Genomic DNA, 23,923 nt, shown 5'->3' with positions numbered 1-23,923 from the left:
TTTAATACTTCCTTGTATCATTTTGTGTATAAACACAATAATGATTGGTCGCCATAATGCAGGAGAACTTTTAACTCTAATATGTTTATCTAACACATTTATTTGAATCTTGACGTCGCAGACTTAAATGCCGTAGCAAGCGAATCCCATGCGCTATCAATACCAACTTTAATGTCTTCCCAAGCATCGTCACCAGCCTGTTTAAGCTCGGTAAGCCTTTTATTGGCATTGTCCTGCATAGACTGAAGTTCCTCTATTTTTTTGTAGTATTCAAGCTGTTTATCAGCGGTTGCAGCGTCTGCTTTTGCTTTAAGTTTGTCTATATCCGCGCTCCATTCGTCAAGTTGCGCCTGTAATTTTTTTTCGTATGCTTGTTTCTTGCTCATAATGATTGTCCTTTTAAAAAAATAGTTACGTTATAAATTTTATACTGTTTCTACATTATTTGAATCACTGGCCCTAAGCGCATTACGTTATTTACCAGCATAAATTTACGTTACCACGCAAGACGGCATATTGCTCACTTATGCCTCATTATTCCTTGTTCATGTAATATCGTTATGAAGGGATTTTAATGGAACTGCTTGCAAGTTTTCTGCTAACGAATACTGTTACTTCATTTGTAAGCATGCAACCAATTCATCAAGCGAATGCGTTACATCAACCGGAATAAATACGTTGAAACGGCTGTTTGCTTCACAGGCAATAATATATTTATGGTGTGATTTATAGGCATTATCGATATATGCAATTGCCAGCTAAGTGGTTGCTTATCTGGCGCTGTAGCATGGACGCCTACTCTTTGGCACTCTTTAGCAAGCAATCCTTGATAGATCATAGAGAAAGCGCAGTTAAAGGAGTAGTATTACTGTCTATTTTTTGATTCAAACAACGAGACTTGTCATGAAATTCCTTGTTGATACTCACGCTCATACCATCGCTTCAACCCATGCATATAGTACGGTGCATGATTACTTTTCTGTTGCAAAAGAAAAAGGTATCAAGCTATTTTCCATTACCGATCATGGCCCAGATATGGCAGATGCTCCCCACTTTTGGCATTTTGTGAATATGCGAGTGCTACCTAGAATAGTAGATGGTATTGGCATGCTCCGAGGTATTGAAGCAAATATAAAGAATGAACAGGGTGACATTGATTTTTTTGGTGATTATTTGCAACAGCTCGATATCGTATTGGCAGGTTTTCATGAGCCGGTGTTCCCGCCATCTACAAAAGAGCTTCACACTCGTGCATTAATCAACTGCATTGAAAGCGGTCATGTCGATATCATTACTCATCCGGGTAATCCAGCTTATCCCATAGACATAAATAGCGTAGCTAAAGCGGCGGCAAAACATAATGTCGCGCTTGAAATCAACAACTCATCTTTTTTGACCTCAAGAAAAGGTAGCTTGTGTAACTGTACAGACATTGCCAATGCCGTTAAAGACGCCGGCGGCTTACTTGTTATGGGGTCAGATTCTCATGTTGCTTTTAGTTTAGGTGAGTTTGAAAAATCGATAGAGGTTATTGAAGCGGTAGATTTCCCCATTGAACGTTTACTTAACCGAAGCCCTGAAGCCTTATTAAGCTTTCTGTCCACTAGAGGTCATAGCTTGTCAGATGAATATTCCATTTTGATGGAATAAATAACCTAATGTGATGATCTGTAAATTGCTGCTTTACCTATAGTGAACATGACCATTACACAAAATAAAAATCCCATTCAAATAGATAATTTAAATGGGATTGAGTTTTGTATCAATGACAAACAATATTAGTCTTTAGCCAAAAAGTGTTTGTTGACGGCTTCTGCCATCAATTTTGGTGGGATCAAACCTTGTTTTAACACGAAATTATTAAATGCTAAACGATCAAACTTATCTCCTAGGGCTATTTCGACTTCAGCCCTAATCTCTAGCAACTTTGTTAAACCATAGAAGTAACTACCAGCTTGACCAGGCATTCTCATGGTGTATCGATCAACTTCTTGTTTCGTTGCGGCTTTCGAAAGCACAACTTCATTACGCAATAAAGTGTAGGCGTTGTCTTTGGACGTTAGTCCTAAATTCAACATTGGATCTAACATCGCGCGCGCATTACGTAATAAGCGATGTTGAAGTGCAATAAGCTGTGCTTCAATAGGTAAATACGGCAACATTTCTGCTTCGGCATAAAGTGCCCAACCCTCAACATTCACACTGTTAAATGCATAATAAACACGAGCGAGAGATACACCTTGTTCTAACATTACCGAGAATTGTAATTCATGACCAGGTCGGCCTTCATGGGCACTTAAGGTATAAGCAACCGCGTTAAAATTAAAGTCATCATAAGCCGCGTCTCCACTTAATGCAGGGTTACCCGTTGTAAGAATAAATTGTCCCTGTTCACCCGTATTACCAATAAATGGTGGTGGTACCATATGAGGTGCTGGACTACCAGCTGCTTCAGCTTCAGTGGCAAGTCGCATCAGCATATCGCGTTTAGGTAAATCAACCACATGATGTTCACTAATCATGTGCTCGAGCTTTTTATTTATTTCATGATAATACGGCTCAATTTTTTCGTTTGCCAAAGACACTTTTTTAAGTTCTTTGATGACATCACGATAATCATCTGATGGTAAATCGAATTTTTTCGCCACTAATGGAGCAAGTGCCTGCATATTGGCTTTGGTTATCATGTAACTTGCTTTAGCACGCTCAATTAATAACTCGGGTGCTATGTCTATACCAACTGTTTTGAGTTTTAAGGCGTAAATTTCTGGAGGTAATCTAAAGTCATCTCGAGTGTTCGGGATAACGGTTTTTTCAGCCCATTGACGGTAATCTTCAATTTGTTTTTTTAGCAGCAGCATGTTGTCATCAGCTTTGCTGAATTTATTGTCATCAAATAATTGTTGTAAACCATTTATTAAAGTATCGGTTCTTGCTAACGCTTGACTAACTTCTTCTTTTGTAGGGCCGATTAAGTTTTTATTGGTTAGGGCTGTTTCAAATAAATTTTTGGCTTGTTCGGTGAGTGCTGGTTGCCCTGCTTTACCTACATAACAAGCAAGGCGTGCCATAGCTGCCTGCTTTCGAGCATTTGGCATTTGTTCATCTAATAATGCCGATACACCACTAAATATAATTAAAGGTACATCAACCCAAGGTAACATGTATTTATTATCTAAATAATCAGTCGCGATGGCTTGATCAATATCATCGATAATAATATTAAGGTCTTGACGTACAGGCATTAATGTTTCTGTTTTAAGAGCCTGTTGTAACCTTTTTTTACTGGATTTCAGCGAAGCGATAAATTTCTTATTTTGTGCTGCGGTAATGTTACTGCACTGAGTATCAACTTCTGTTATCCCAATAGAACTGGCCATTTCTGGTTGAAACTGACTGGCAATTTGTATTTGTTTGTTGGTGTATTGATTACTGACATCAACCCAAGAACTTGCTGATGATGTTAACGGAAGTAAAGCAAGTAGTGGAATCACGGAAGTGAATATTTTAGCTGACATCGACTTAATCCCTTTCTCTTATTACAAAATAATGATGAAGTAATTACTATACCCGAATTCAAGTCCGATGTGACACTGTCTAAAATAATCAACTGAGTAATTGATCTTCTCCCCCTGAAGCTCGATTAGCTCGATTAGTAGATTTTAGGGATTACTACTGTTAAATTTCCAATACGAGAGAAGAAATTTAAAGCTACATCACTAATTTATGTGATCAAGCTTGGTTTTCTGTTTTAGATGAGCTGTTTTTTAAACTAATACCGCTACAATGGATTTTATATTTTATTAATGTTAGGTCTGTGAGTAATAGGCCAAAAAATGGAGAAAGACATGAAAATAAGTGCTAGAAACCAATTGAAAGGGACTGTTAAAACGATCCAAGCTGGCGCCGTTAATTCAGAAATTATGATTGAATTATCAGGTGGTGAGCAGATCGCTTCTATTATTACCAACGAAGCCGTTAAATCTCTTAATTTAAAAGTGGGTTCAACTGCATATGCAATCGTAAAAGCATCAAATGTGATGCTTGGAATTGATGGCTAGACAGAGTTGTTAACTGGGTAGGCAACGTTATATTATTTATAATTTCATCTGTTAATGAAATTCTTTAAATATTTTTTGTTTTCTCAGATCTGTTGATTCAAAGAAAGCTCCTTCTTGTTACTGAAACGGAAACGTTAGTAACAAGAAGGAGCTTTTTAATTGCCTTGGTTGGACAAATAAAAAAACCGCAACACATAAGGTTACGGTTTTTTATTCTGAAATTAACCATCGACTTAACAACTAGTTGCTTTGCGGGCTATCAAACAAAATCAACATACCAGCCATTCTATCTGAGTTGTAACACTCTAATTAAAAGGCAAAATCATCGCTGCTAAGTGCCATCATAGAATCTACACCATTTTGAATACAAGCTGCGTGGCCTTTAGCTCTTGGTAACATACGTTGCATATAAAATTGTGCTGTTTTGATTTTAGCTTCATAGAACGCCGTTTCTGTTGTGCCGGCTGCAAGTTTATCTTGAGCCACCTTAGCCATTTTGGCCCAGAAGAATGCTAACGTTACGTAACCTGCATACATGAGGTAGTCAACAGATGCACCACCAATTTCATCAGGGTTCTTCATCGCTTTACCACCGATAAGTACGGTCAGTTCATGCCACTCTTTTGCATAAGCCATAATGGGTTTAATAAACTCTGCCATTGCAGGGTTTTCTATATTTTGTTGGCAGAATACAGTAACGTCTTTAGAGAAAGGCTTTAACACTTCGCCTTGAGTACCAATAATTTTGCGAGCCAATAAATCTAATGCTTGAATACCGGTAGTGCCTTCATATAGGCAACTAATTTTAGTATCGCGCATTAACTGTTCCATGCCCCACTCTTTGATAAAGCCATGTCCACCGAAAATTTGTACACCATGACTAGTACATTCAAAACCTAATTCAGTAAGAAAGGCTTTTGCTATCGGCGTTAATAACGCTAATTTTGTTTCCGCATCAGCTTTAACTGCTGCATCTTTTTCAGCATGGCCAATATCAACCAGCTGAGCTAAATATGAAATTAACGCACGTCCACCTTCAGCAATAGACTTTTGGGTTAACAACATTCTACGCACATCTGGATGGACAATAATCGGATCCGCAGGGCCGTTAGGGTTTTTAACCCCGCTGATTGAACGCATTTGTAAACGGTCTTTCGCGTAAGCTAATGCACCTTGAAATGATGCTTCTGCAGCGGCAACACCTTCACTGGCAACACCTATTCGGGCTGCATTCATGAAGGTGAACATGCATTTTAGGCCTCGATTAAGTTCGCCAATCAAATGTCCTTTAGCACCATCAAAATTGATCACACAAGTGGCATTACCATTAATACCCATTTTATGTTCAATTGAACCACAACTTACGCCATTTCTGTCTGAAATTGTGCCATCATCATTAACGTTAAACTTAGGCACGATAAATAATGAAATGCCTTTATTACCTTCTGGTGCACCGGGTACGCGGGCAATAACGATATGAACAATGTTATCTGACAGATCATGCTCACCTGCTGAGATAAAGATTTTAGTGCCGGTTAACGAATAACTGCCATCATCATTAAGCTCTGCCTTCGTGCGCAGCATGCCTAAATCTGTACCACAATGCGGCTCTGTTAAGCACATTGTTCCGGTCCACTTACCTTCTACAAGGTTTGGCATAAACTGTTGTTTTTGAGCGTCTGTACCATGGGCTTCTATTGTAGCCAATGCGCCATGACTTAATCCTGGGTACATTGCAAAACTATGGTTTGCACTAGAAAACATCTCTGCGATGCTGATGTTGAGAGAATGTGGTAAACCTTGACCACCAAATTCTTCAGACTGAGATAGCGTTGGCCATCCGCCTTCAACATATTGGGCATATGCTTCTTTAAATCCGTCTGGAGTAGTGACTACACCGTCTTTCCAAGTACAGCCTTGTTGATCGCCGATTTGGTTTAAGGGAGCAACGACCTCTTCTGTTAATTTTGCGGCCTCACCAATAATTGCATCAACCATATCAAGGCTTGCGTCTTGGTAACCTAAATGTTGATAGTGAGTTTCGCAATCAAGTAGCTCTTGCATAACAAATTTAATATCACGAATAGGGGTTTTGTATTCCGGCATTGTTGCTCTCCAAAAATAATATCTAGAATAAAGGGTTAAGAGTCTTTTTGTTATATTTGTTCAAACGCATAATTACGGTTAACTCTCATGCTAAGGGAACGGCTAGTATTATCCAAATGCATATTAATTATAGATACACATTCATTTTACTTATACAGCAGCCAAATTCACACATCCGTTTGAATCATACACTTGTTTGAATGATCTTTTATAAAGCATAATTGGGCCTATGTCGATGCTTATATATAACATTAGCCACAGCTAAAATAATAAGAATTACGTAATATTGCTTCTTATAGCGAACCTTAATGATACAAAACAATATTTTTACTCCTATTATTCCTTATATGAATAGTTACTTATTAAAACAATTGATTTGTTTGATTTTAAAACACCACCTAGCATGATTTGGCGGTTAATAGTTCACTATAAGTGGTAAAAACTTATTTTTAGATTACAAACAAGAACGCTATGCGTCATACATTTGCACAGTAAATCAATATATTAACAAGGCAGTTCAATAAGGATTAGTCCGGTTCAGATAGAGATACGATTGAAACTGCTGGCATACACAGTCCATTCAAGTTTATGGTGGTCGTTATGCTTCATCTGAAGAAGCCACCCTGTATGAATTAGTTATTAAAACTCGAGTAGATAATGGTACAGAACAACGCTAAATTAGCACTGTTTATTAGAATAATAAAAGGCAAACAATGGAACTTATCACCGTAACAATCGAAAACAATGTGCACGTTATTACCTTGAATAATGGTAAAGTTAACGCAATATCGCCGGAAGTCATCGGCCAAATTAACAGTGCATTAGACCACGCAGAACAACAAAATGCGGTGGTGATAATAACGGGCCAGCCAGGCATTTTATCTGGTGGCTACGATCTTAAAACAATGAAACAAAGCGCTGAAGCCGCAATTGCATTAGTCACAGCAGGCTCAACGTTAGCCCGCAGAATGCTTGCATTCCCGACCCCAATTATAGGTGCCTGTTCAGGCCATGCCATCGCCAAAGGTGCATTTTTGCTACTCAGCTGTGATTATCGTATTGGCAGCACGGGGCCATTTAAGATCGGTCTTAACGAAGTCGCAATAGGCATGACAATGCATCAGGCTGGCATTGAAATTGCGCGAAATCGTATTCCACAAAATTATCTGTCCCGCGCTGTCATCAATGCAGAGTTATTTGCGCCAGAACAAGCTGTATTAGCTGGATTTCTTGATCAAGTGGTTGCGCCCGATCAACTCATGGATACTGCCCATGCTGTTGCTAAACACATGCAAACCTTAAATATGCCGGCGCATTTAGGAACCAAATTAAAAGAACGTCAGGCCATTCTCGCCTCTTTGGATGCAGCAATAGAGCAAGATAAGCTTATTACATTGAATTTATAAGGATATAAATATGATATCGCAAAAGACCTACCAAACGCTCACAGTCGACATTAACGATAAAGTCGCCCACATCATTCTTAATAGACCCGATGCATTAAATTCAATGAACGTCGATTTTTGGCATGAGTTTCCAAGCGTTATACAGGAAATCAATAATCAATCCGCTGCTCGCGCCATTGTCATCTCCTCTACGGGTAAGCATTTTAGTGCCGGTATGGACTTAGCTGTATTCAGTGCAAATAATGGTGACGACAATATTGAATTAGGCCGGAAACACGACCAATTACGCCGTTTAGTCCTCAAGTTACAAGATTGCTTCAATGTGCTTGAAACTGCACGTATGCCTATACTCATGGCTATTCAAGGTGGCTGTATTGGTGGCGCGGTTGATATGGTCACCGCGGCTGATTGTCGCTATTGCACCAGAGATGCTTTTTTCAGTATTGAAGAAACCAAACTCGGCATGACTGCTGACGTGGGTACCTTACAGCGTTTACCTAAATTGATTTCAATTGGATTAGCCAAAGAATTGGCCTACACAGGTCGAAGAATGCCTGCAACAGAAGCCAAAGATGCCGGATTAGTTAATCACGTGTATGAAGACCAAGCATCAATGCTCACCGCTGTATTAGATATTGCTGCAGAGATTGCTGCCCGCTCGCCTTTAGCCGTTACCGGTTGTAAAGAGATGATCAACTATGCCCGAGATCATAGTGTCGAAGATAGCTTGAAATACATGTCGGTATGGCAAAGCGGCATGTTCCAACCACAAAACGACATGATGGAAATCTTCAAAGCTAAAGCGCAAAATCGTGCGCCAGAATTTGAAGAGTTAACCCAAATCGATCCTTTAAAAATATTCTAAGCATTGGACATTACAGCGCTATTTGTTGATAAAAAACTCACTCAACGAGATTGTTGAGTGAATTAATTTAACAGCAAGTAGTGCTTAGCCTTTAGAGATACTATGACTAAACCATTGATCAACCTCGTGCATGCCAATGGCTTCCCCGCCGGTAGCTATAAAACGTTTCTACAAGAATTTGATAATGACTTTCGTACTGTTGCCCATAATCAGTTTGGCCATAATGCTCTGTACCCAATACACAGTAACTGGCAACACTTAGTCACAGAACTTGTTGAATTTATTAAGAAGCAAGATGAAAAGGTGATTTGCGTAGGGCATTCATTTGGTGGCGTTATTTCGTTTATTGCAGCCTGCCAACATCCCGAGCTTTTTCGGGGCTTAGTGATGTTAGATCCGCCAGTTGTCACCGGGGCATTTTCACATCTGTTGAGCTTTATTAAACGTACACCTTACATTGATAAGCTTTCGCCAGCGGGTAAAGCCAAAACACGTCAGGATCACTGGCCAGAAAGCACTAACTTGGTTGATTATTTTTCACAGAAAACTTTGTTTAAAAATTTCGATTCTCGCTGCTTACAAGACTATGTATCATCGAGCGTAGTACAGCGAAATAAGCGTTTAGAGCTGAGTTTCTCACCCGCTGTAGAAGCTGACATATTTAGGCATTTACCGACGAATTTAACACAATATAAAAACAAGTTAACGGTACCCGCTAAACTGATATACGGTGAAAATACTAAGATATTCCCAATTAAGCACTTTATTCGGTTTGCCAAACTAAACGACATTGAGTTAATGACGCTTCCAAAAGGTGGACATATGTTTCCACTAGAGCAACCGGAAAACACCGCCAATATGGTTAAACATATCATTAAGGACTGGTAATAATTACCTTAGTACTCGTCAATAATATCTAAAATTAATCTACATAAGAGGCACCAATATGATTAAACCAATCAGTTTGTTAGCTACCTTAAGCCTGACTTTAGGTGTCTCATATTCAACACATGCATTGCCACTGGATAAAATTCAATTACCTGCAGGATTTACCATTGATGTATATGCCGAGAATGTAGATAATGCGCGCCAGATGGCCCTTGGTGAAAACGGAACTGTTTTTGTAGGTAGTCGTAAAGCAGGCAATGTTTATGCGCTTATAGACAGTGATAATGACTTTAAAGCCGATAAAAAAATTGTTATTGCGACAGATTTGTTTATGCCATCCGGACTTGCTTACCATAACGGCAGCCTATATGTCGCTGAAGTGGATAAAATCTGGCGTTACCCAGCTATTGAGACATCATTACCCATTATTCCTAAACCCGAATTGGTTTATGACAAACTTCCCAATAAGTCTCATCACGGTTGGAAATTTATCTCATTTGGCCCAGATGGAAACTTATATATTCCGGTTGGAGCGCCTTGTAATGTGTGTGAAAGCCAACTGCCCTTTGCCAGTATTTTGCAATTAAACCTTGAGACTAAGCAAACCACTATTGTGGCCCAAGGTGTACGCAACAGTGTCGGGTTTGATTTCCATCCGCAAACAGGTGAGTTATGGTTTACTGATAATGGCCGCGACTTGATGGGCGATGATTTACCCGATGATGAACTTAATCGTGTTAGCAAAACAGGTCAACACTTTGGTTTTCCTTATATTCATAACACAGATATTGCCGACCCAGATTTTACTAACCCAAAAATCGCCAAACTTAACACACCTCCCGTATTAACTTTGGGTGCACATGTTGCTGCATTAGGCATGGAGTTTTACCAAGGTAATCAATTCCCTGCTGCTTTCAAACAATCAATCCTAATTGCCCAACACGGCTCGTGGAATCGCACTAACAAAGTGGGTTATCGTATTATGCAAGTGGCACTTGAGGGGAATAAAGTGATTGACTATAAGCCGTTTGCTACAGGGTGGCTTGAAGGAGAAGACAGTTGGGGCCGCCCTGTCGATGTTGTGACACTGGCAGATGGTTCTATCCTTATTTCTGATGACTTTGCCAATGCGATTTATCGGATCAGTTACAAAAAACAGTAAGTGTTCTATGCAGATTCTTTATCCTGGATCTGCTCAACAACCAAATTAGCCCACGCTGAATAGATTGGTGCACCTGGATGAAACCCATCGGTAGCCATCACTTGGCGCATAAACTCCAGCATAGTGATGTCGGGTTGTGGGTTTTCCAGTGGTAATTTAATTAATCTGAAATCTGTGGGTAAATCGACTTGTTGATTCAACTTAATGAGCAGTTGTTGTAATTGACGATTAAATTGATTTGCGCGCTGGCCTAAACTCCAACGAAGTGGATGGGGTAATGCAGGAAATAAACCCAGAGGTGGTAAAGCCGTGACTAAAATCAATTTTGGTTGATATTGTTTTGCTATGAGTTCAAATAACTCTTTTTGCTGCTGTAACCACTTTTCGCAGCTCACTGATGAGGTAATATCATTCACACCGAGTGATGTCACAATAACATCGTAATGCTTTTGCCCGAGGATCGGGTGTTCGGTATTAATGTGTTCATGTAAGGCGTGTAACGTGGTCGATGTCGTAGAACCAGTTTTGGCAAATAAAGCATAACTGAGCTCAAGTTGCGGGCTTAATTGCTCAACAACCTGCCCTAACAGCGCGTGTTGTTGGTTTGACACTCCAACGCCTGCTGCGGCTGAATCGCCTAAAATCAACAAACTCAAGGTAGGATTAGGTCCAGTTTTCCCTATTCTTTCCCCTTCAGGTTCAGGCAGTTTTGGCGTGGTACGGCGAACCTTAAGCCCTTGTAATAGTAATACTGGGGCCAGCATGATTGTTATTCCCTGATGTAACATTGTTAATCCCTTCAACTCAGTCCACGACAAATATCAAAACACATTATCTAAACAGATTACTAAAAAACACCTTAGCAACTAAGCTGTTAATTTTACAAATGAAATAACATAACTTGTTTCCCCTGATAATGCGATAGCATTTATCACTGTAAAAGTTACGGATCAAAGAGAATTAGCCATCAGCTAAGTTGCCATTTAGCACTAAATCAATACTGTAGACGAAATACCACGAAGACCAACATACTCAACCACGAACGTAATTTTATCTTTATCGTTAATAGAACCTGACTGTATGGCATATGACATCAATAGGTAATTTCATTTTAAGGTTAAATCACGTAAACTACGCGCTGTTTTTTAAGTCTCTTTTTAGGTAAATCATGATCCGTTTAAACCAAGTAAAATTGCCTCTCGACCATAATGAAGATGCGCTGCAAGAACTCGTTTTGCAAAGGCTCTCTATCTCAGCGGATCAGCTGGTTGATATACATGTGTTTAAGCGTGGCTACGATGCCCGTAAAAAGAATTTAATTTGGTTAATTTATACATTAGATGTGACATTAACCAATGTTGATGAAGCAGCATTATTGACATCGCTTGCTGACGATCAAAATATCCGCGTTTCCCCAGATACTGATTATAAGTATGTTGCTACGGCACCAGAAGGGTTAACTGAACGTCCATTGGTCATTGGCATGGGACCATGTGGCTTATTTGTTGGACTTATTCTGGCACAAATGGGTTTTAATCCGATTATTTTAGAGCGTGGTAAATCAGTCCACGAACGCGCTAAAGATACCTTCCGCTTTTGGCGTACCAGTGAGTTAGACACTGAATCAAATGTACAATTTGGCGAAGGTGGCGCTGGTACATTCTCCGATGGAAAGTTATACAGCCAAGTAAAAGATCCAGGATTTAAAGGCCTGAAAGTAAAACAAGAATTTGTGGCCGCTGGCGCACCAGCAGAAATTATTTATGTAAGTAAGCCTCACATAGGTACCTTTAAATTGGTCACTATGGTAGAAAAAATGCGCCGCGAAATCATCCGTTTAGGCGGTGAAATTCGCTTTGAAACTCGGGTTGACGAAATCAATATTAGCGATCGCCAAGTTATAGGTGTCACCCTTAGAAATGGCGAAGTGCTGCATTCTAAACATATTATTGCTGCAATTGGTCACAGTGCCCGTGATACTTTCCAAATGTTGCATGATAAAGGTGTGTATATGCAGGCACAATCGTTTTCGATTGGCTTTCGTATTGAACACAAACAAGAGATGATCGATAAAGATCGTTTTGGCATTAACGCTGGTCACCCAATGTTAGGTGCTGCAGATTATAAGTTAGTCCATCATTGTAAAAGTGGTCGCAGTGTTTACAGCTTTTGTATGTGCCCTGGTGGTGTGGTGGTGGCAGCAACATCAGAAGAACATGCAGTAGTGACCAATGGTATGAGCCAATACTCACGAAGTGAGCGAAATGCCAACAGTGCCATTGTGGTTGGGATTGATCCAAGTGATTTTGACAACGATCCACTGCAAGGTATCGCGCTGCAACGTAAATTGGAGCGCAATGCCTATGTTATGGGTGGCAGCAATTACGATGCACCAGCACAAATGGTCGGCGACTTTTTAGCCGCTGGTAATGGCAAACCGTTTGAAAAACGTTGAGCCATCTTACAAGCCTAATGTGAAAATGACCGATTTAAGCGATGCGTTACCGGAGTTTGCCATTGATGCAATCCGTGAGGCCATACCTGCTTTTGGTAAGAAAATTCGTGGTTTTGATAGTAAAGATGCCATGTTAACCGGCGTTGAAACCCGTACATCATCACCAGTACAAATTAAACGTGGTCCGGATTTACCAAAGTATTAACACCAAAGGTTTATACCCTGCAGGTGAAGGCGCTGGTTATGCTGGTGGAATTTTATCGGCTGGTATCGACGGCATCAGTATTGCCGAAGCCGTTGCTTTAGACATGATTAAAGAAATGACCAACAACTAGTTTTTTGTCGTTTTGAAACCTGTTCAACTTATCAGTTAAACAAAAAGAGCAACCATATTGGTTGCTCTTTTTTGTATAAAATTTAGCGGTTATCTGCAATAAATTGTACTACAACATCAGCTAACAATTCACCTTTATCCTCTTGCAAAAAATGTCCGGCAGCAACGATAGTGGTGTGCTTTTGCCCTTTTGTACCAGGAATGAGCTTTTGCATCAACGCATCACCACCGGCAGTAATCGGGTCTGAATCGCTAAAAGCCGTTAAAAATGGTTTTTGCCACTGGCTCAATACTTTCCATGCAGCGCGGTTTTTATCTGCAGCAGGATCGTCCGGCGTTATTGGCACTAATAACGGAAATTGACGCGCCCCTTCTTTGTAACTCTCATCCGGAAACGGCGCATCGTAAGCGGCAATAACTTCCGCAGTTAATGTCGATACACAAGCACTATTAATTAAGTTACCGGTTGGGAATATTTCAACGTCTTGTGAAAACTGACGCCACTTTTGAAACGCTTCACCGGGTTCATGGTCACCTGTAGGCAACATGGTATTAGCACAAACTATTCGTGCAAATCGCTGACTTTCTTCAGCAGCTAAACGTAACCCAATTAATCCGCCCCAATCTTGGCAAACCAAGGTAATGTCGGTGAGATTAAGTTGCAGCATTAATGACTTTATCCAATCAACATGACGTTGATAGGTATAATCGTTACGTTTTGTCGGTTTATCTGAACGGCCAAAACCAATAAGATCAGGAGCGATAACACGATGACCAGCTTTAACAAGAATTGGGATCATTTTGCGATACAAAAAGCTCCACGTTGGCTCACCATGCAATACCAATATTGGTGCGGCATCCTTAGGGCCTTCATCAAGATAATGAACTCTCAGTTCACCACTTTCAGTGTCATCAACAGTTAAGTAATTCGCAGCAAAATTGAAATCAGGTAAATTGGCGAAACAACTGTCGTCGGTGCGTAAAAATTCCATATTACTTCCCTTCCTTATTATGTTTTCTATCAATATTATCTGTGCAAACTAACTTCAAGTTATATAAACCGCATGGCTTGCCTGCACTGAATCCTGTGAGTATTTACGTCACGGGATCAGTTCTTAATGAAACGAGCTGTTATTAACTTAAATCTTTAATCGCGCGGCCTATGCCGTCAACGGTTAACGGATACATTTTATTGTTAACTAACTGCTGAACAATGGAAATAGAATGATGTATTGGCCATCGACTTTCTGGTTGTGGATTAAGCCAGGCAACTTTATTGAAATGACCTAATAATTGATTCATGTATTCAATGCCGGGCTTTTCATTCCAATGCTCAACACTACCGCCTTTGGCGATAATCTCGTAAGGCCCCATGGTCGCATCACCGACAAAAATGACTTTGTAATCTGCGCCAAATGTTCTGATGACTTCTTCTAAATCAATCATGTTATCAAAGCGGCGGTTATTGTCTTGCCAGAGTTTGTCATACACGCAGTTATGGAAGTAAAAAAATTTTAAATGCTTAAACTCGCTGTGTGCGGCAGAAAAAAGCTCTTCACATGTATGAATATAATCATCCATAGAGCCACCGATATCGAAAAACATCAACACTTTAACGGCGTTGTGACGTTCGGGTTCCATGTGCACATCTAGCATGCCGCCATTTTGTGCAGTGGAACGGATCGTTTTATTGATATCAAGTTTTTCACTGGCCCCTGTGCGGGCAAATTTTCTAAGTTTTTTAAGCGCTAATTTAATGTTTCTAGTTCCGAGTTCACGGTCTTGGTCGAAGTTTTTAAACTCGCGCTTATCCCACACTTTCACGGCACTGTTGTTACGGTTTTTATCTTGGCCGACTCTAATCCCTTCAGGGTTATAGCCATAAGCTCCAAAGGGCGAAGTGCCACCAGTGCCAACCCACTTGTTACCGCCAGCATGGCGTTTTTTCTGTTCTTCTAGACGTTCTTTTAACGCCTTCATTAATTCTTCAAGCCCGCCTAAAGATTTAAGCTTGTCTTTTTCTTCTTGAGAAAGGTGCTTCTCAAACTCCTTTCGTAGCCAATCTTCAGGTAGAATTTTATCGAAAATATCAATACTTTCGATGCCTTTAAAATACTCAGCAAAAGCGTTGTCGTATTTGTCATAGTGGATTTCATCTTTAACCATGACAATTTTGGCAAGGTTATAAAACTCTTCGACATCAGCAAACACAACCCCAGCTTTTAATAACGCAATCAAGTCGAGTAGCTCACGTAAGCTACAAGGCACTTTGTGCTTTTTTAGGGTCAGAAAAAAATCAATAAACACAATGCACTACCTGTTTCTGCGGCTCATGAAAGCCAGCTTTTCAATTAATGAAACGTCTTGTTCATTCTTAAGCAATGCACCAAACAAAGGAATGATGTCTGATTGTTTATTCAGCAAAATGTCTTGAGAAATATCATCCGATATTAACAGTTTAAGCCAGTCGATTAATTCTGACGTTGAAGGCTTTTTCTTAATCCCATTGACATCACGTAAATCAAAAAATACCTCTAATGCTTGCTGTAACAAGTCCTGCTTAACATTAGGATGATGCACGTCTATAATTTTTGCCATTTCATCTTTAGTAGGAAACTTAATGTAATGGAAAAAACAGCGTCTTAAAAACGCATCTGGCAGCTCTTTTTCGTTGTTAGAGGTAATGATGATAATAGGACGTTGCTTAGCTTTGATAACCTGTTGAGTTTCATACACATAAAACTCCATTTTATCGAGTTCTTGCAATAAATCGTTAGGAAACTCGATGTCGGCTTTATCGATTTCATCAATCAATAAAATCGATCTCTGATCTTCTTCAAACGCCTGCCACAATTTACCTTTAACGATGTAGTTACCAATGTCATGCACACGAGCATCACCTAACTGGCTGTCGCGTAGGCGTGATACTGCATCATATTCGTAAAGGCCTTGTTGAGCCTTGGTAGTTGACTTAATGTGCCATTGATACAGTTTACAATTCAAAGAGCGGGCTAACTCTTCTGCTAACTGAGTTTTACCAGTACCGGGTTCGCCTTTAATTAATAACGGTTTTTCTAAGGCTATGGCGGCATTTACCGCTAAAGTAAGCTCGTTTGAGGCAATGTAGTTATCTGTACTTTTAAACATGGTCAACCTTTTTATTTATGTTGCTTTATCGCTATTGATTAACATCGGCAGCCAAATATTTGTTGGCGTTGCAATGTATCCATTAACGCAAAATGGCACATCACATTTAATCAACAAAAGCTCCAATTTAAGTCTTTTTTAATATTATTTTTATTTATATTGCTTACTGTTTAACACTTTAGTGGTTAGCTATGTAGCTATGAATTCACATAACTCGTTAACCAATGGCTCGATAACGATCAGTTAACGGACGAATATTCATGCCTTACTTACTAAAAGTAAACTAAAAAAGATTCATGCTAACGAAACTTTCATCTCATTTATCATTTAAACAAACTAAATGGCCGCTATATACACAGATTAGATCTAATCTAAAAGCGTGATATATTCCCCCCGCTGTTAGTGATTCATTTTTAGACCAGCACTTTTCAATTAACGGCGTTATAATTTGACGATTAACTTGCCTTTGTTTTTACCAGTGAAAAATAAATTCAAGCCAGTCATTGCGGACTCAAGTCCATTTAACACATGGGCACGATGCTTAATTTGTCCTTTCATCACATAAGGGGTTAATTTTTCAAGTAATGCGGGCACATCACCGAAATGGTCTGGCATGGTGAAACCTTGGATAATTAAGCGTTTTTTAATCACTTGGATCCAATTAGGGCCTAAATCAGGTACCGCTTTCGGGTAATCTGCAATCATGCCGCACACCACAATACGTCCATGGGCATTCATTCTAGCAAACACATGATGTTGAATTGGGCCGCCAGTATTTTCAAAATACACATCTACGCCATCTGGGGTTAGCTCGGTAAGCTTTGCTGCTATATCATCGGTTTTGTAATTTACCGCACCATCAAAACCAAGCTCGTTTACAATCCAATCTGCTTTTTCATCGCTGCCGACTACGCCTATCACTCTCAGGCCATCTGCTTTGGCTAATTGGCCCACAATAGAGCCCACTGAACCTGCCGCGCCAGAAACCACTATGGTTTCCCCTTTTTGTGGTTTACCCACGTTGAAAAGTCCTTGTGTTGCAGTTAAGCCCGGCAATGCAAATACTGACAAAATAGCTTCGTCTGGTAATGGCGCGGTAACTTTATTTAACCCGACACCATTACTTAAAAAGTATTCTTGCCAGCCCATCATGCCCATTACGCGATCACCTATTTTAAAATCGGGGTGATTACTTTCGACAATTTCACCAATGCCAGAGCTGCGCATCACATCACCTAACTCAACCGGAGGAATATAGCTTTCGGTGTCTGGGCTCATCCAACCAAACATCGCAGGATCCAGTGACATATGATTCTGTTTTACCAAAAACTGCCCTTGTGCCACTGTTGGCATTTCTTTTTGGACAACTTCAAATAATTGCGGACCTACAGGGCCTGCGTCTGGGCGTGCGATTAAGTTAATGGCTTTATATGTGGTCATGTTCAAATCCTTTTTTAAATGAGTTATCGTCAAAATATTAATGACAAGTGCTTAATTGATACCAAAAAATGAAATCTTGTCGCCATTAAGCGAGTAACTGCTCAATGCGTTTAATGCTGTCGATATTCTGTTGTTGATAAAAATTTTTAAAATGTTCTGCTAACTTTTCACTTTCAACAAATACCTGTTGCCAGTACTGTAAGCGCTGCGCCGGTTTCATTTCGACAAAATCACTGCGGTCTGGAATTTTATTAAATGGCAGTGATGCAACAAACTCAGCAGATGGACATAAAAGCACGGTTTTATCGTAGTGTTGTAAACGCGCTTTACGAGACAGGTTTTTATCAAACCAACCAGGCTTTAATGTAGAACTGAAATGTGGATACAGAGTTAAGCCTTCATTTTGAATATTAAAATCAAAATGGTAATCGATAATCCCGCCATCGCGGTACATGCCTTTGGGGCAATCGACAATGTCTTTTATGCCTTGCATCACGATAGGAATTGAGCCCGATGCCAATAGCGCCGCTTTAATATTGCGTTGGCTCAATGCCATAGACGTTGTGGCGATATTGTCAGGATCATAAATGCTTAAATCGCTTTGACCATGTTGAAAAATGTAACGCTCATACTGACTGTTAAGCAGAGGCCTACTGATGGTATTTCTGATAAAACTGTTGAATAATCCAGTCCCTTGCAGCAACTTATTTTCTGATGCAACTAATCCATTGCATTTAGCGACAATAAAATGGGCTTTAAAGACTGGGTTATTAATAATTTCATCTGCACCAGTGTCACCAAATAACTCATCAAGTAATTCAACTGCTTTGGCTGTTATTTCGTCTGGTTGTGGTTTAGTGTCATCCGAATAAACGGTTTCACTGTAATTTTTGGCTAAGCGTTCTATCGCCGCTACGGGGTCATTTTGAGCAAAGCACGCGGCGCGAAAGGCGCCGGCACTTGATCCAATCAGGTTTAAAGGTTGTTGTCTGCCTTTAAAAAACTCCCCAAAAAGGTATTTGTCTAACCCCAGTAAGGTGAACCATTTAGGCCCACCACTTGCGCCGAGGAAAGAACTGAATATCTCTGGAGTAAACCCTTGTTGCTGTATCGTTTTTAAGGCCGTTTTACCGGCATATATTTCTAACATATAACTCTTATTATTAAACCGTCGACGACTAGCGTCGACATACCTTAGGCTTTACTACGAAGATCTTTACGTAATACTTTACCGACATTGCTTTTAGGCAATTCATTCATAAATTCAATGACTTTAGGGCGTTTATAATTAGTGAGCATTTGATTACAATGATCAAATATATCCTGTTCAGTTAATGTAGGATCTTTGCGAACAATATATACTTTGACTCGCTCGCCTGTAATGTCGCAAGACACACCAACAGCTGCGGCTTCCAACACCCCTTCGTGCGACACAATTACTTCTTCAATTTCGTTAGGGAAAACGTTAAAACCAGACACGTTAATCATGTCTTTTTTGCGGTCAACAATTTTAAAGAAACCATTCTCGTCCATGGTGGCAATGTCCCCCGTGGCTAACCAGCCGTCGATTAACACTTCGTCAGTGGCTTTTTGGCGATTGTAATAGCCTTTCATCACTTGTGGGCCTTTAACCCACATTTCACCAGGCTCACCTAATGCCACGTCTTCGCCATCTGCACCGACTAAACGAATATCGGTTGATGATGCCGGTAAACCAATCGAGCCATTGTAGCTTTTTTGGTTATAAGGACTCATTGTCACTAAGGGCGCACATTCTGTTAACCCGTAGCCTTCAAGTAAACGGCTTTTAGTCACTCGTTCCCAATGTTCTGCAACTGGCCTTTGCACCGACATTCCACCGCCAAAACCCATTTTTAATGAACTAAAATCAAGTTGATCAAACCCTGGCGTATTCAATAAGCCGTTAAATAAGGTGTTCACTCCAGTAATCACAGTGAAACGATATTTAGCCAGTTCTTTTACAAAAGCAGGCATGTCTCTTGGATTGGTGATTAATAAGTTGGTACCACCAAACGGTAAGAAGGCTAAGCAATTAGAGGTTAACGCGTAAATATGATAAAGCGGTAGTGCAGTAATAATAAGCTCTTTGCCGATTTCATAACCGTTCTTGGTAACAGCATTGGACTGCTCAAGGTTGGCAACCATATTACGGTGAGTCAGCATGGCACCTTTTGAAGGGCCTGTAGTGCCGCCAGTGTATTGTAAAAAGGCTAAGTCAGAACCGATAACATCAACCGGTATAAAGGTTTTTTTACTGCCTTTTGCCATGGCGTCATTAAATTTAACCGCATTAGGTAAATCGAACGCTGGCACCAATTTCTTCACGTGCTTAATCGCGCCGTTAACTAATGCGCCTTTAATTAGGCCTAATCGGTCACCCACACCAGTGGTGATAACATGTTTAACATCGGTTTTATCAATAACTGCCTGCAATACATGGGCAAAGTTTTCTAAAATTAAAATGGCTTTAGTGCCAGAGTCTTTTAATTGATGTTCTAATTCACGCGGGGTATACAGTGGATTAACATTCACCACCGTTAAGCCTGCGATAAGTGCACCAAATAATGCGATAGGATATTGCAGTGTATTGGGGATCATAATGGCAAACTTATCGCCTTTAACTAAACCTAAGTCTTGCTGTAAATAGGCTGCAAAGTCTGTCGCTTGCTGGGCAAGCTGTTGATAAGTAATACTGACATCCATGTTGATAAACGCCGTATTATCGGCATATAGCTTGGTATATTTTAAAAACAAATCTGCCAATGAGTTGTATTTATCTGGATCGATTTCAAACTCAACCCCAGGCGGATAACTCTTTTCTAGCCAAATCCTTTCCATAATACTATCCCCAATTATTACAAAATTATCAGCAGCCTACATTACCGGCTGCTGTGATTATTATTTTTATTCTCAACTCGCACACCCTAACCTACACACAGTTTTACAACACTTCAAATAAACCTGCTGCGCCTTGACCACCACCAATACACATACTGATCACCACATATTTAACGCCACGTCGTTTTCCTTCAATTAACGCGTGCATCACCATACGAGTACCGCTCATGCCATAAGGATGACCAATAGAGATTGCACCACCGTCAACGTTCAAACGATCGTATGGAATACCCAGTTTTTCGGCACAGTAAATAACCTGAACCGCAAACGCTTCATTGATTTCCCACAAACCAATGTCGTCAATAGTCAAACCATGGCGTTCAAGTAATTTTGGAATAGCAAAGATAGGACCTATGCCCATTTCATCGGGCTCACAGCCCGCAACCACCATGCCTCGGTAAGCGCCTAATGGCTTAAGACCGCGTTGCTCAGCAAGATCGCGTTCCATTACCACTACAGCTGCAGCTCCGTCAGACAGTTGAGAGGCATTACCACCGGTAATTGAACCGTTATCTTTAACGGCTTTTAAACCGGCTAAACCTTCAATATTGGTAGACGGACGATTACCTTCATCTTTTGTTAAAGTGACTTGTTCTTTACTGATAGCACCGCTTGCTTTATCCATTACCAGTTTGGTACAAGTAACAGGTACAATTTCATCGTCAAATTTACCTGCAACTTGTGCAGCAGCAGTGCGTTGTTGTGAGGTTAACGCATAGGCATCTTGTGCTTCACGCGAGATATCATATCGATTAGCAACCACTTCTGCAGTATCTAGCATCGGCATATAAATAGCGGGACGATACGCTTTTACACTAGGGTCAACCGCACGGTGCATGTTCATTTTATCGTTTTGTACCATGCTGATTGAATCGCAACCGCCTGCAACCAATATTTTAGCGCCATCACAAACAATATGATTGGCAGCAATAGCAATAGACATTAACCCTGATGAACATTGACGATCTACTGTCATACCTGGCACTGACACAGGCAGATTTGCTGCCATCGCCACTTGACGGCCAAAGTTCATTCCTTGGTTACCTTGAGTTAACGCTGCGCCAAAAATACAATCTTCAATGTCATTAGGGTCAATACCCGCACGTTCAACTGCTGCGTTGACGGCAACGGCAGCTAACGCTGGTGCAGATAAATCGTTAAACGCACCGCGGTATGCTTTACCGATCGGGGTTCTTGCTACAGATACAATAACGGCTTCTCTCATGATAATTCCTTTGTTTATCTGTCTTCAAAGACATGTAGTTATTATGTTTGCAAGATTGAGCTTGGTATTAATGGTAATGTTGTTCACTTAATATCAAATTAAATATCAAACGTAATCTGCATGAAAATGATTTATTGCTGTTGCGACTTCATAAAAGCCATCGCTTTCATCACAAACTTCTCGCCTTGTTGGGCGCCAGACTTCAACGCTTTTTGATTATCTTGCGCGGTGAGTTGCGCCCAGTTATCTCGAACGGCTTCTGGAGTTTGTGATGCTTTAGGAATAAAACAGCCTTCGGTTTCAAAAATGCTCGCACTTGAATAACCGCCTGCCCCAGCACATAAAATAAAGCGATTTGGCGCGTGTTCATCACACAAGGTCAACATGCCTGCTGTAACCGCTTCTGGCGCAAAGGCTTTAACGATTTCTTCAGGCATTAAATCTTCGGTCATACGTGTGCCCGCAGTGGGAGCTAGCGCATTGATGTGGATATTATTTTTCGCACCTTCAAGCACTAAGGTGTTCATTAACCCAAGCACCGCCATTTTGGCGGCGCCATAGTTAGACTGACCAAAATTACCGTACATGCCACTTGACGAAGTAGTCATCACAATACGGCCATAGTTTTGCTGCCTCATGATTTCCCAAACCGCTTTAGTGCAGTGAACAGAGCCCATCACGTGCACATCCATCACTAGCTTAAAGTCATCTAAGGTCATTTTAGAAAACGACTTATCTCGCAATATGCCGGCATTATTAATTAAAATGTCTACACGTCCCCACTTGTCCATGGTTTGTTGCACCATGTCTTGCACTTCATCAAAGTTGGCTACGTTTGCGCCATGACTAATGGCTTCACCGCCCATTTCTTCAATTAAACCAACCACATCTTGTGAGGCTGCTGAAGATGCACCGCTACCATCGCGTGCGCCACCTAAATCATTTACCACGACTTTGGCGCCACGCCTGGCTAATTCCAATGCATGTGAGCGGCCTAAACCATTACCGGCACCCGTTACTATGGCTACTTGTCCTGCAAAACTGATCGTCATAATGTTTCCTTAACGCTTATATGTACTTTGTTATTGTTGTTTTACGTTCATGTGTAGATTGTTTGGTGTAAAAGTTTGTTATCTCGAGTTCAGATTACTTAACCATTTGCACTGAAATCCACTCTGCAACTAATGCAGGGGTATCTCCGCCTTCGATCTCTATGGTCACTTCAGTTGATAAACGAAACTGACCAGGCTTCTTTTCTTCAATAGAAAGGGTTTTGGCGTGTGCTCTAATGCGGCTATTGACGGTAACTGGTTGTAAAAATCTCACTTTATCGAAACCAGCATTCAAGCCCATATAAAAGCCGTCAATCAACACGCTAAATTCTTCTGCAAAATGTGACAACATTGAAAGAGATAGGAAACCATGAGCAATAGTGGAACCAAATGGAGTAGCTTTGGCTTTTTCTTCATCGACGTGAATAAATTGATGATCCAGCGTGCAATCTGCAAACTGATTAATCTGTTCTTGAGTGATTTGATACCAACTTGTTGGCTCTGCTTGGAAGCCAATATAGTTTGCGATGTCATTACGACTTATTACTGTCGGCATTGTTCCCTTTCCTCTTGTACTTTAAAAGTACTGTCCATGAATGAAATATAAGCGATATCTCATGCTAATTGGGCTGAGAACATTAAACAAATGAATAGTTTTAATATCAAGACATTCGCAGTACGAATAGCCCAGGAGTTAAAACAGGTAGAAACTTTAGTGTGCTGACAACAAAAATGCATTATCCAATAAATGAATAATGCATTAATAACAAAAGAAAAAAGATAGATTTAGTTGGATATGTTTATCTTTAAACACATGTGAGACAGTCACTTAGTGGCTAAACACAGCTCAAAACAACATAAAC

At 40.3% G+C, this 23,923-nt stretch carries 19 protein-coding genes and 1 pseudogene; 7 read left to right on the top strand and 13 right to left on the bottom strand.

The window, feature by feature from the left end; all coding sequences use genetic code 11:
- Nucleotides 1-98 precede the first annotated feature (98 nt).
- Nucleotides 99-386 carry a sll1863 family stress response protein gene (locus FH971_RS09735; protein WP_137227140.1) on the bottom strand — a complete coding sequence of 96 codons (288 nt, stop codon included), beginning with the start codon at nucleotides 384-386 and terminating at the stop codon, nucleotides 99-101.
- 517 nt (nucleotides 387-903) lie between these two features.
- Between FH971_RS09735 and FH971_RS09730 the strand changes: the two genes are divergently transcribed.
- Nucleotides 904-1,650, top strand: coding sequence for a phosphatase (locus FH971_RS09730; protein WP_140234175.1), 747 nt, complete (start codon nucleotides 904-906; stop codon nucleotides 1,648-1,650).
- A gap of 128 nt (nucleotides 1,651-1,778) precedes the next feature.
- On the opposite strand, the gene FH971_RS09725 is transcribed toward FH971_RS09730, so the two are convergent.
- On the bottom strand, nucleotides 1,779-3,518 hold the full coding sequence (locus FH971_RS09725; protein ID WP_140234174.1) for a DUF885 domain-containing protein: 1,740 nt from the start codon (nucleotides 3,516-3,518) through the stop codon (nucleotides 1,779-1,781).
- Nucleotides 3,519-3,848: 330 nt separating this feature from the next.
- Here FH971_RS09725 and FH971_RS09720 point away from each other — a divergent pair, with 330 nt between their 5' ends.
- Nucleotides 3,849-4,061: a TOBE domain-containing protein gene (locus FH971_RS09720; protein WP_137227143.1), complete on the top strand. Its 213-nt coding sequence runs from the start codon at nucleotides 3,849-3,851 to the stop codon at nucleotides 4,059-4,061.
- A gap of 309 nt (nucleotides 4,062-4,370) precedes the next feature.
- Here FH971_RS09720 and FH971_RS09715 read toward each other — a convergent pair whose 3' ends face one another.
- Nucleotides 4,371-6,167, bottom strand: a complete 1,797-nt coding sequence (locus FH971_RS09715; RefSeq protein ID WP_137227144.1) for an acyl-CoA dehydrogenase C-terminal domain-containing protein — start codon at nucleotides 6,165-6,167, stop codon at nucleotides 4,371-4,373.
- Nucleotides 6,168-6,880: 713 nt separating this feature from the next.
- Between FH971_RS09715 and FH971_RS09710 the strand changes: the two genes are divergently transcribed.
- The 4 genes from FH971_RS09710 to FH971_RS09695 all read left to right on the top strand — a co-directional run bounded on the left by FH971_RS09710 (nucleotide 6,881) and on the right by FH971_RS09695 (nucleotide 10,488).
- Nucleotides 6,881-7,573, top strand: a complete 693-nt coding sequence (locus tag FH971_RS09710) for a crotonase/enoyl-CoA hydratase family protein (protein WP_140234173.1) — start codon at nucleotides 6,881-6,883, stop codon at nucleotides 7,571-7,573.
- Nucleotides 7,574-7,583: 10 nt separating this feature from the next.
- Nucleotides 7,584-8,438 (top strand): crotonase/enoyl-CoA hydratase family protein, encoded by an 855-nt coding sequence (locus FH971_RS09705; RefSeq protein ID WP_140234172.1) that lies wholly within the window; start codon nucleotides 7,584-7,586, stop codon nucleotides 8,436-8,438.
- 102 nt (nucleotides 8,439-8,540) lie between these two features.
- Entirely contained in the window at nucleotides 8,541-9,326 is a 786-nt protein-coding gene (locus tag FH971_RS09700) for an alpha/beta fold hydrolase (RefSeq protein WP_140234171.1), read from the top strand.
- Between the two features lie 58 nt (nucleotides 9,327-9,384).
- On the top strand, nucleotides 9,385-10,488 hold the full coding sequence (locus FH971_RS09695) for a PQQ-dependent sugar dehydrogenase (protein WP_140234170.1): 1,104 nt from the start codon (nucleotides 9,385-9,387) through the stop codon (nucleotides 10,486-10,488).
- 5 nt (nucleotides 10,489-10,493) lie between these two features.
- Here the strand turns inward: FH971_RS09695 and FH971_RS09690 are convergent, their stop codons facing one another.
- On the bottom strand, nucleotides 10,494-11,252 hold the full coding sequence (locus FH971_RS09690; protein WP_240778468.1) for an SGNH/GDSL hydrolase family protein: 759 nt from the start codon (nucleotides 11,250-11,252) through the stop codon (nucleotides 10,494-10,496).
- Between the two features lie 404 nt (nucleotides 11,253-11,656).
- Here FH971_RS09690 and FH971_RS09685 point away from each other — a divergent pair.
- Nucleotides 11,657-13,278 (top strand): annotated as a pseudogene (locus tag FH971_RS09685) (NAD(P)/FAD-dependent oxidoreductase).
- Nucleotides 13,279-13,360: 82 nt separating this feature from the next.
- Here FH971_RS09685 and FH971_RS09680 read toward each other — a convergent pair.
- From FH971_RS09680 to FH971_RS09640, 9 genes are all read right to left on the bottom strand, one after another.
- Nucleotides 13,361-14,269, bottom strand: a complete 909-nt coding sequence (locus FH971_RS09680) for a haloalkane dehalogenase (protein WP_140234168.1) — start codon at nucleotides 14,267-14,269, stop codon at nucleotides 13,361-13,363.
- A 142-nt stretch (nucleotides 14,270-14,411) separates the two neighbouring features.
- The gene (locus FH971_RS09675) at nucleotides 14,412-15,584 is read right to left on the bottom strand and encodes a vWA domain-containing protein (RefSeq protein ID WP_137227152.1); all 1,173 of its coding nucleotides are present in this window, start codon (nucleotides 15,582-15,584) and stop codon (nucleotides 14,412-14,414) included.
- A gap of 6 nt (nucleotides 15,585-15,590) precedes the next feature.
- Nucleotides 15,591-16,424, bottom strand: a complete 834-nt coding sequence (locus tag FH971_RS09670) for an AAA family ATPase (RefSeq protein WP_140234167.1) — start codon at nucleotides 16,422-16,424, stop codon at nucleotides 15,591-15,593.
- A gap of 441 nt (nucleotides 16,425-16,865) precedes the next feature.
- The gene (locus FH971_RS09665) at nucleotides 16,866-17,864 is read right to left on the bottom strand and encodes an NADP-dependent oxidoreductase (protein WP_140234166.1); all 999 of its coding nucleotides are present in this window, start codon (nucleotides 17,862-17,864) and stop codon (nucleotides 16,866-16,868) included.
- Between the two features lie 85 nt (nucleotides 17,865-17,949).
- Nucleotides 17,950-19,014 (bottom strand): patatin-like phospholipase family protein, encoded by a 1,065-nt coding sequence (locus tag FH971_RS09660; RefSeq protein ID WP_140234165.1) that lies wholly within the window; start codon nucleotides 19,012-19,014, stop codon nucleotides 17,950-17,952.
- 44 nt (nucleotides 19,015-19,058) lie between these two features.
- Entirely contained in the window at nucleotides 19,059-20,723 is a 1,665-nt protein-coding gene (locus FH971_RS09655) for an AMP-binding protein (protein ID WP_140234164.1), read from the bottom strand.
- A gap of 103 nt (nucleotides 20,724-20,826) precedes the next feature.
- The gene (locus tag FH971_RS09650) at nucleotides 20,827-22,008 is read right to left on the bottom strand and encodes an acetyl-CoA C-acyltransferase (RefSeq protein ID WP_140234163.1); all 1,182 of its coding nucleotides are present in this window, start codon (nucleotides 22,006-22,008) and stop codon (nucleotides 20,827-20,829) included.
- A 131-nt stretch (nucleotides 22,009-22,139) separates the two neighbouring features.
- Nucleotides 22,140-23,060 carry an SDR family NAD(P)-dependent oxidoreductase gene (locus FH971_RS09645; protein WP_140234162.1) on the bottom strand — a complete coding sequence of 307 codons (921 nt, stop codon included), beginning with the start codon at nucleotides 23,058-23,060 and terminating at the stop codon, nucleotides 22,140-22,142.
- A 94-nt stretch (nucleotides 23,061-23,154) separates the two neighbouring features.
- Nucleotides 23,155-23,616, bottom strand: coding sequence for a MaoC family dehydratase (locus tag FH971_RS09640; RefSeq protein ID WP_140234161.1), 462 nt, complete (start codon nucleotides 23,614-23,616; stop codon nucleotides 23,155-23,157).
- Nucleotides 23,617-23,923 lie beyond the last annotated feature (307 nt).

This window comes from Shewanella polaris, assembly GCF_006385555.1.
In the GTDB taxonomy this organism is placed as follows: domain Bacteria; phylum Pseudomonadota; class Gammaproteobacteria; order Enterobacterales; family Shewanellaceae; genus Shewanella; species Shewanella polaris.
This window is presented reverse-complemented; position numbering and strand designations above follow the sequence as displayed.

Coding starts and splice junctions, on each gene's coding strand:
- FH971_RS09670 (WP_140234167.1), bottom strand. CDS start 16,424: ATGTTTAAAAGTACAGATAACTACATTGCCTCAAACGAGCTTACTTTA.
- FH971_RS09705 (WP_140234172.1), top strand. CDS start 7,584: ATGATATCGCAAAAGACCTACCAAACGCTCACAGTCGACATTAACGAT.
- FH971_RS09730 (WP_140234175.1), top strand. CDS start 904: ATGAAATTCCTTGTTGATACTCACGCTCATACCATCGCTTCAACCCAT.
- FH971_RS09695 (WP_140234170.1), top strand. CDS start 9,385: ATGATTAAACCAATCAGTTTGTTAGCTACCTTAAGCCTGACTTTAGGT.
- FH971_RS09725 (WP_140234174.1), bottom strand. CDS start 3,518: ATGTCAGCTAAAATATTCACTTCCGTGATTCCACTACTTGCTTTACTT.
- FH971_RS09735 (WP_137227140.1), bottom strand. CDS start 386: ATGAGCAAGAAACAAGCATACGAAAAAAAATTACAGGCGCAACTTGAC.
- FH971_RS09680 (WP_140234168.1), bottom strand. CDS start 14,269: ATGGAATTTTTACGCACCGACGACAGTTGTTTCGCCAATTTACCTGAT.
- FH971_RS09650 (WP_140234163.1), bottom strand. CDS start 22,008: ATGAGAGAAGCCGTTATTGTATCTGTAGCAAGAACCCCGATCGGTAAA.
- FH971_RS09645 (WP_140234162.1), bottom strand. CDS start 23,060: ATGACGATCAGTTTTGCAGGACAAGTAGCCATAGTAACGGGTGCCGGT.
- FH971_RS09715 (WP_137227144.1), bottom strand. CDS start 6,167: ATGCCGGAATACAAAACCCCTATTCGTGATATTAAATTTGTTATGCAA.
- FH971_RS09700 (WP_140234171.1), top strand. CDS start 8,541: ATGACTAAACCATTGATCAACCTCGTGCATGCCAATGGCTTCCCCGCC.
- FH971_RS09660 (WP_140234165.1), bottom strand. CDS start 19,014: ATGTTAGAAATATATGCCGGTAAAACGGCCTTAAAAACGATACAGCAA.
- FH971_RS09720 (WP_137227143.1), top strand. CDS start 3,849: ATGAAAATAAGTGCTAGAAACCAATTGAAAGGGACTGTTAAAACGATC.
- FH971_RS09665 (WP_140234166.1), bottom strand. CDS start 17,864: ATGACCACATATAAAGCCATTAACTTAATCGCACGCCCAGACGCAGGC.
- FH971_RS09655 (WP_140234164.1), bottom strand. CDS start 20,723: ATGGAAAGGATTTGGCTAGAAAAGAGTTATCCGCCTGGGGTTGAGTTT.
- FH971_RS09690 (WP_240778468.1), bottom strand. CDS start 11,252: ATGCTGGCCCCAGTATTACTATTACAAGGGCTTAAGGTTCGCCGTACC.
- FH971_RS09710 (WP_140234173.1), top strand. CDS start 6,881: ATGGAACTTATCACCGTAACAATCGAAAACAATGTGCACGTTATTACC.
- FH971_RS09640 (WP_140234161.1), bottom strand. CDS start 23,616: ATGCCGACAGTAATAAGTCGTAATGACATCGCAAACTATATTGGCTTC.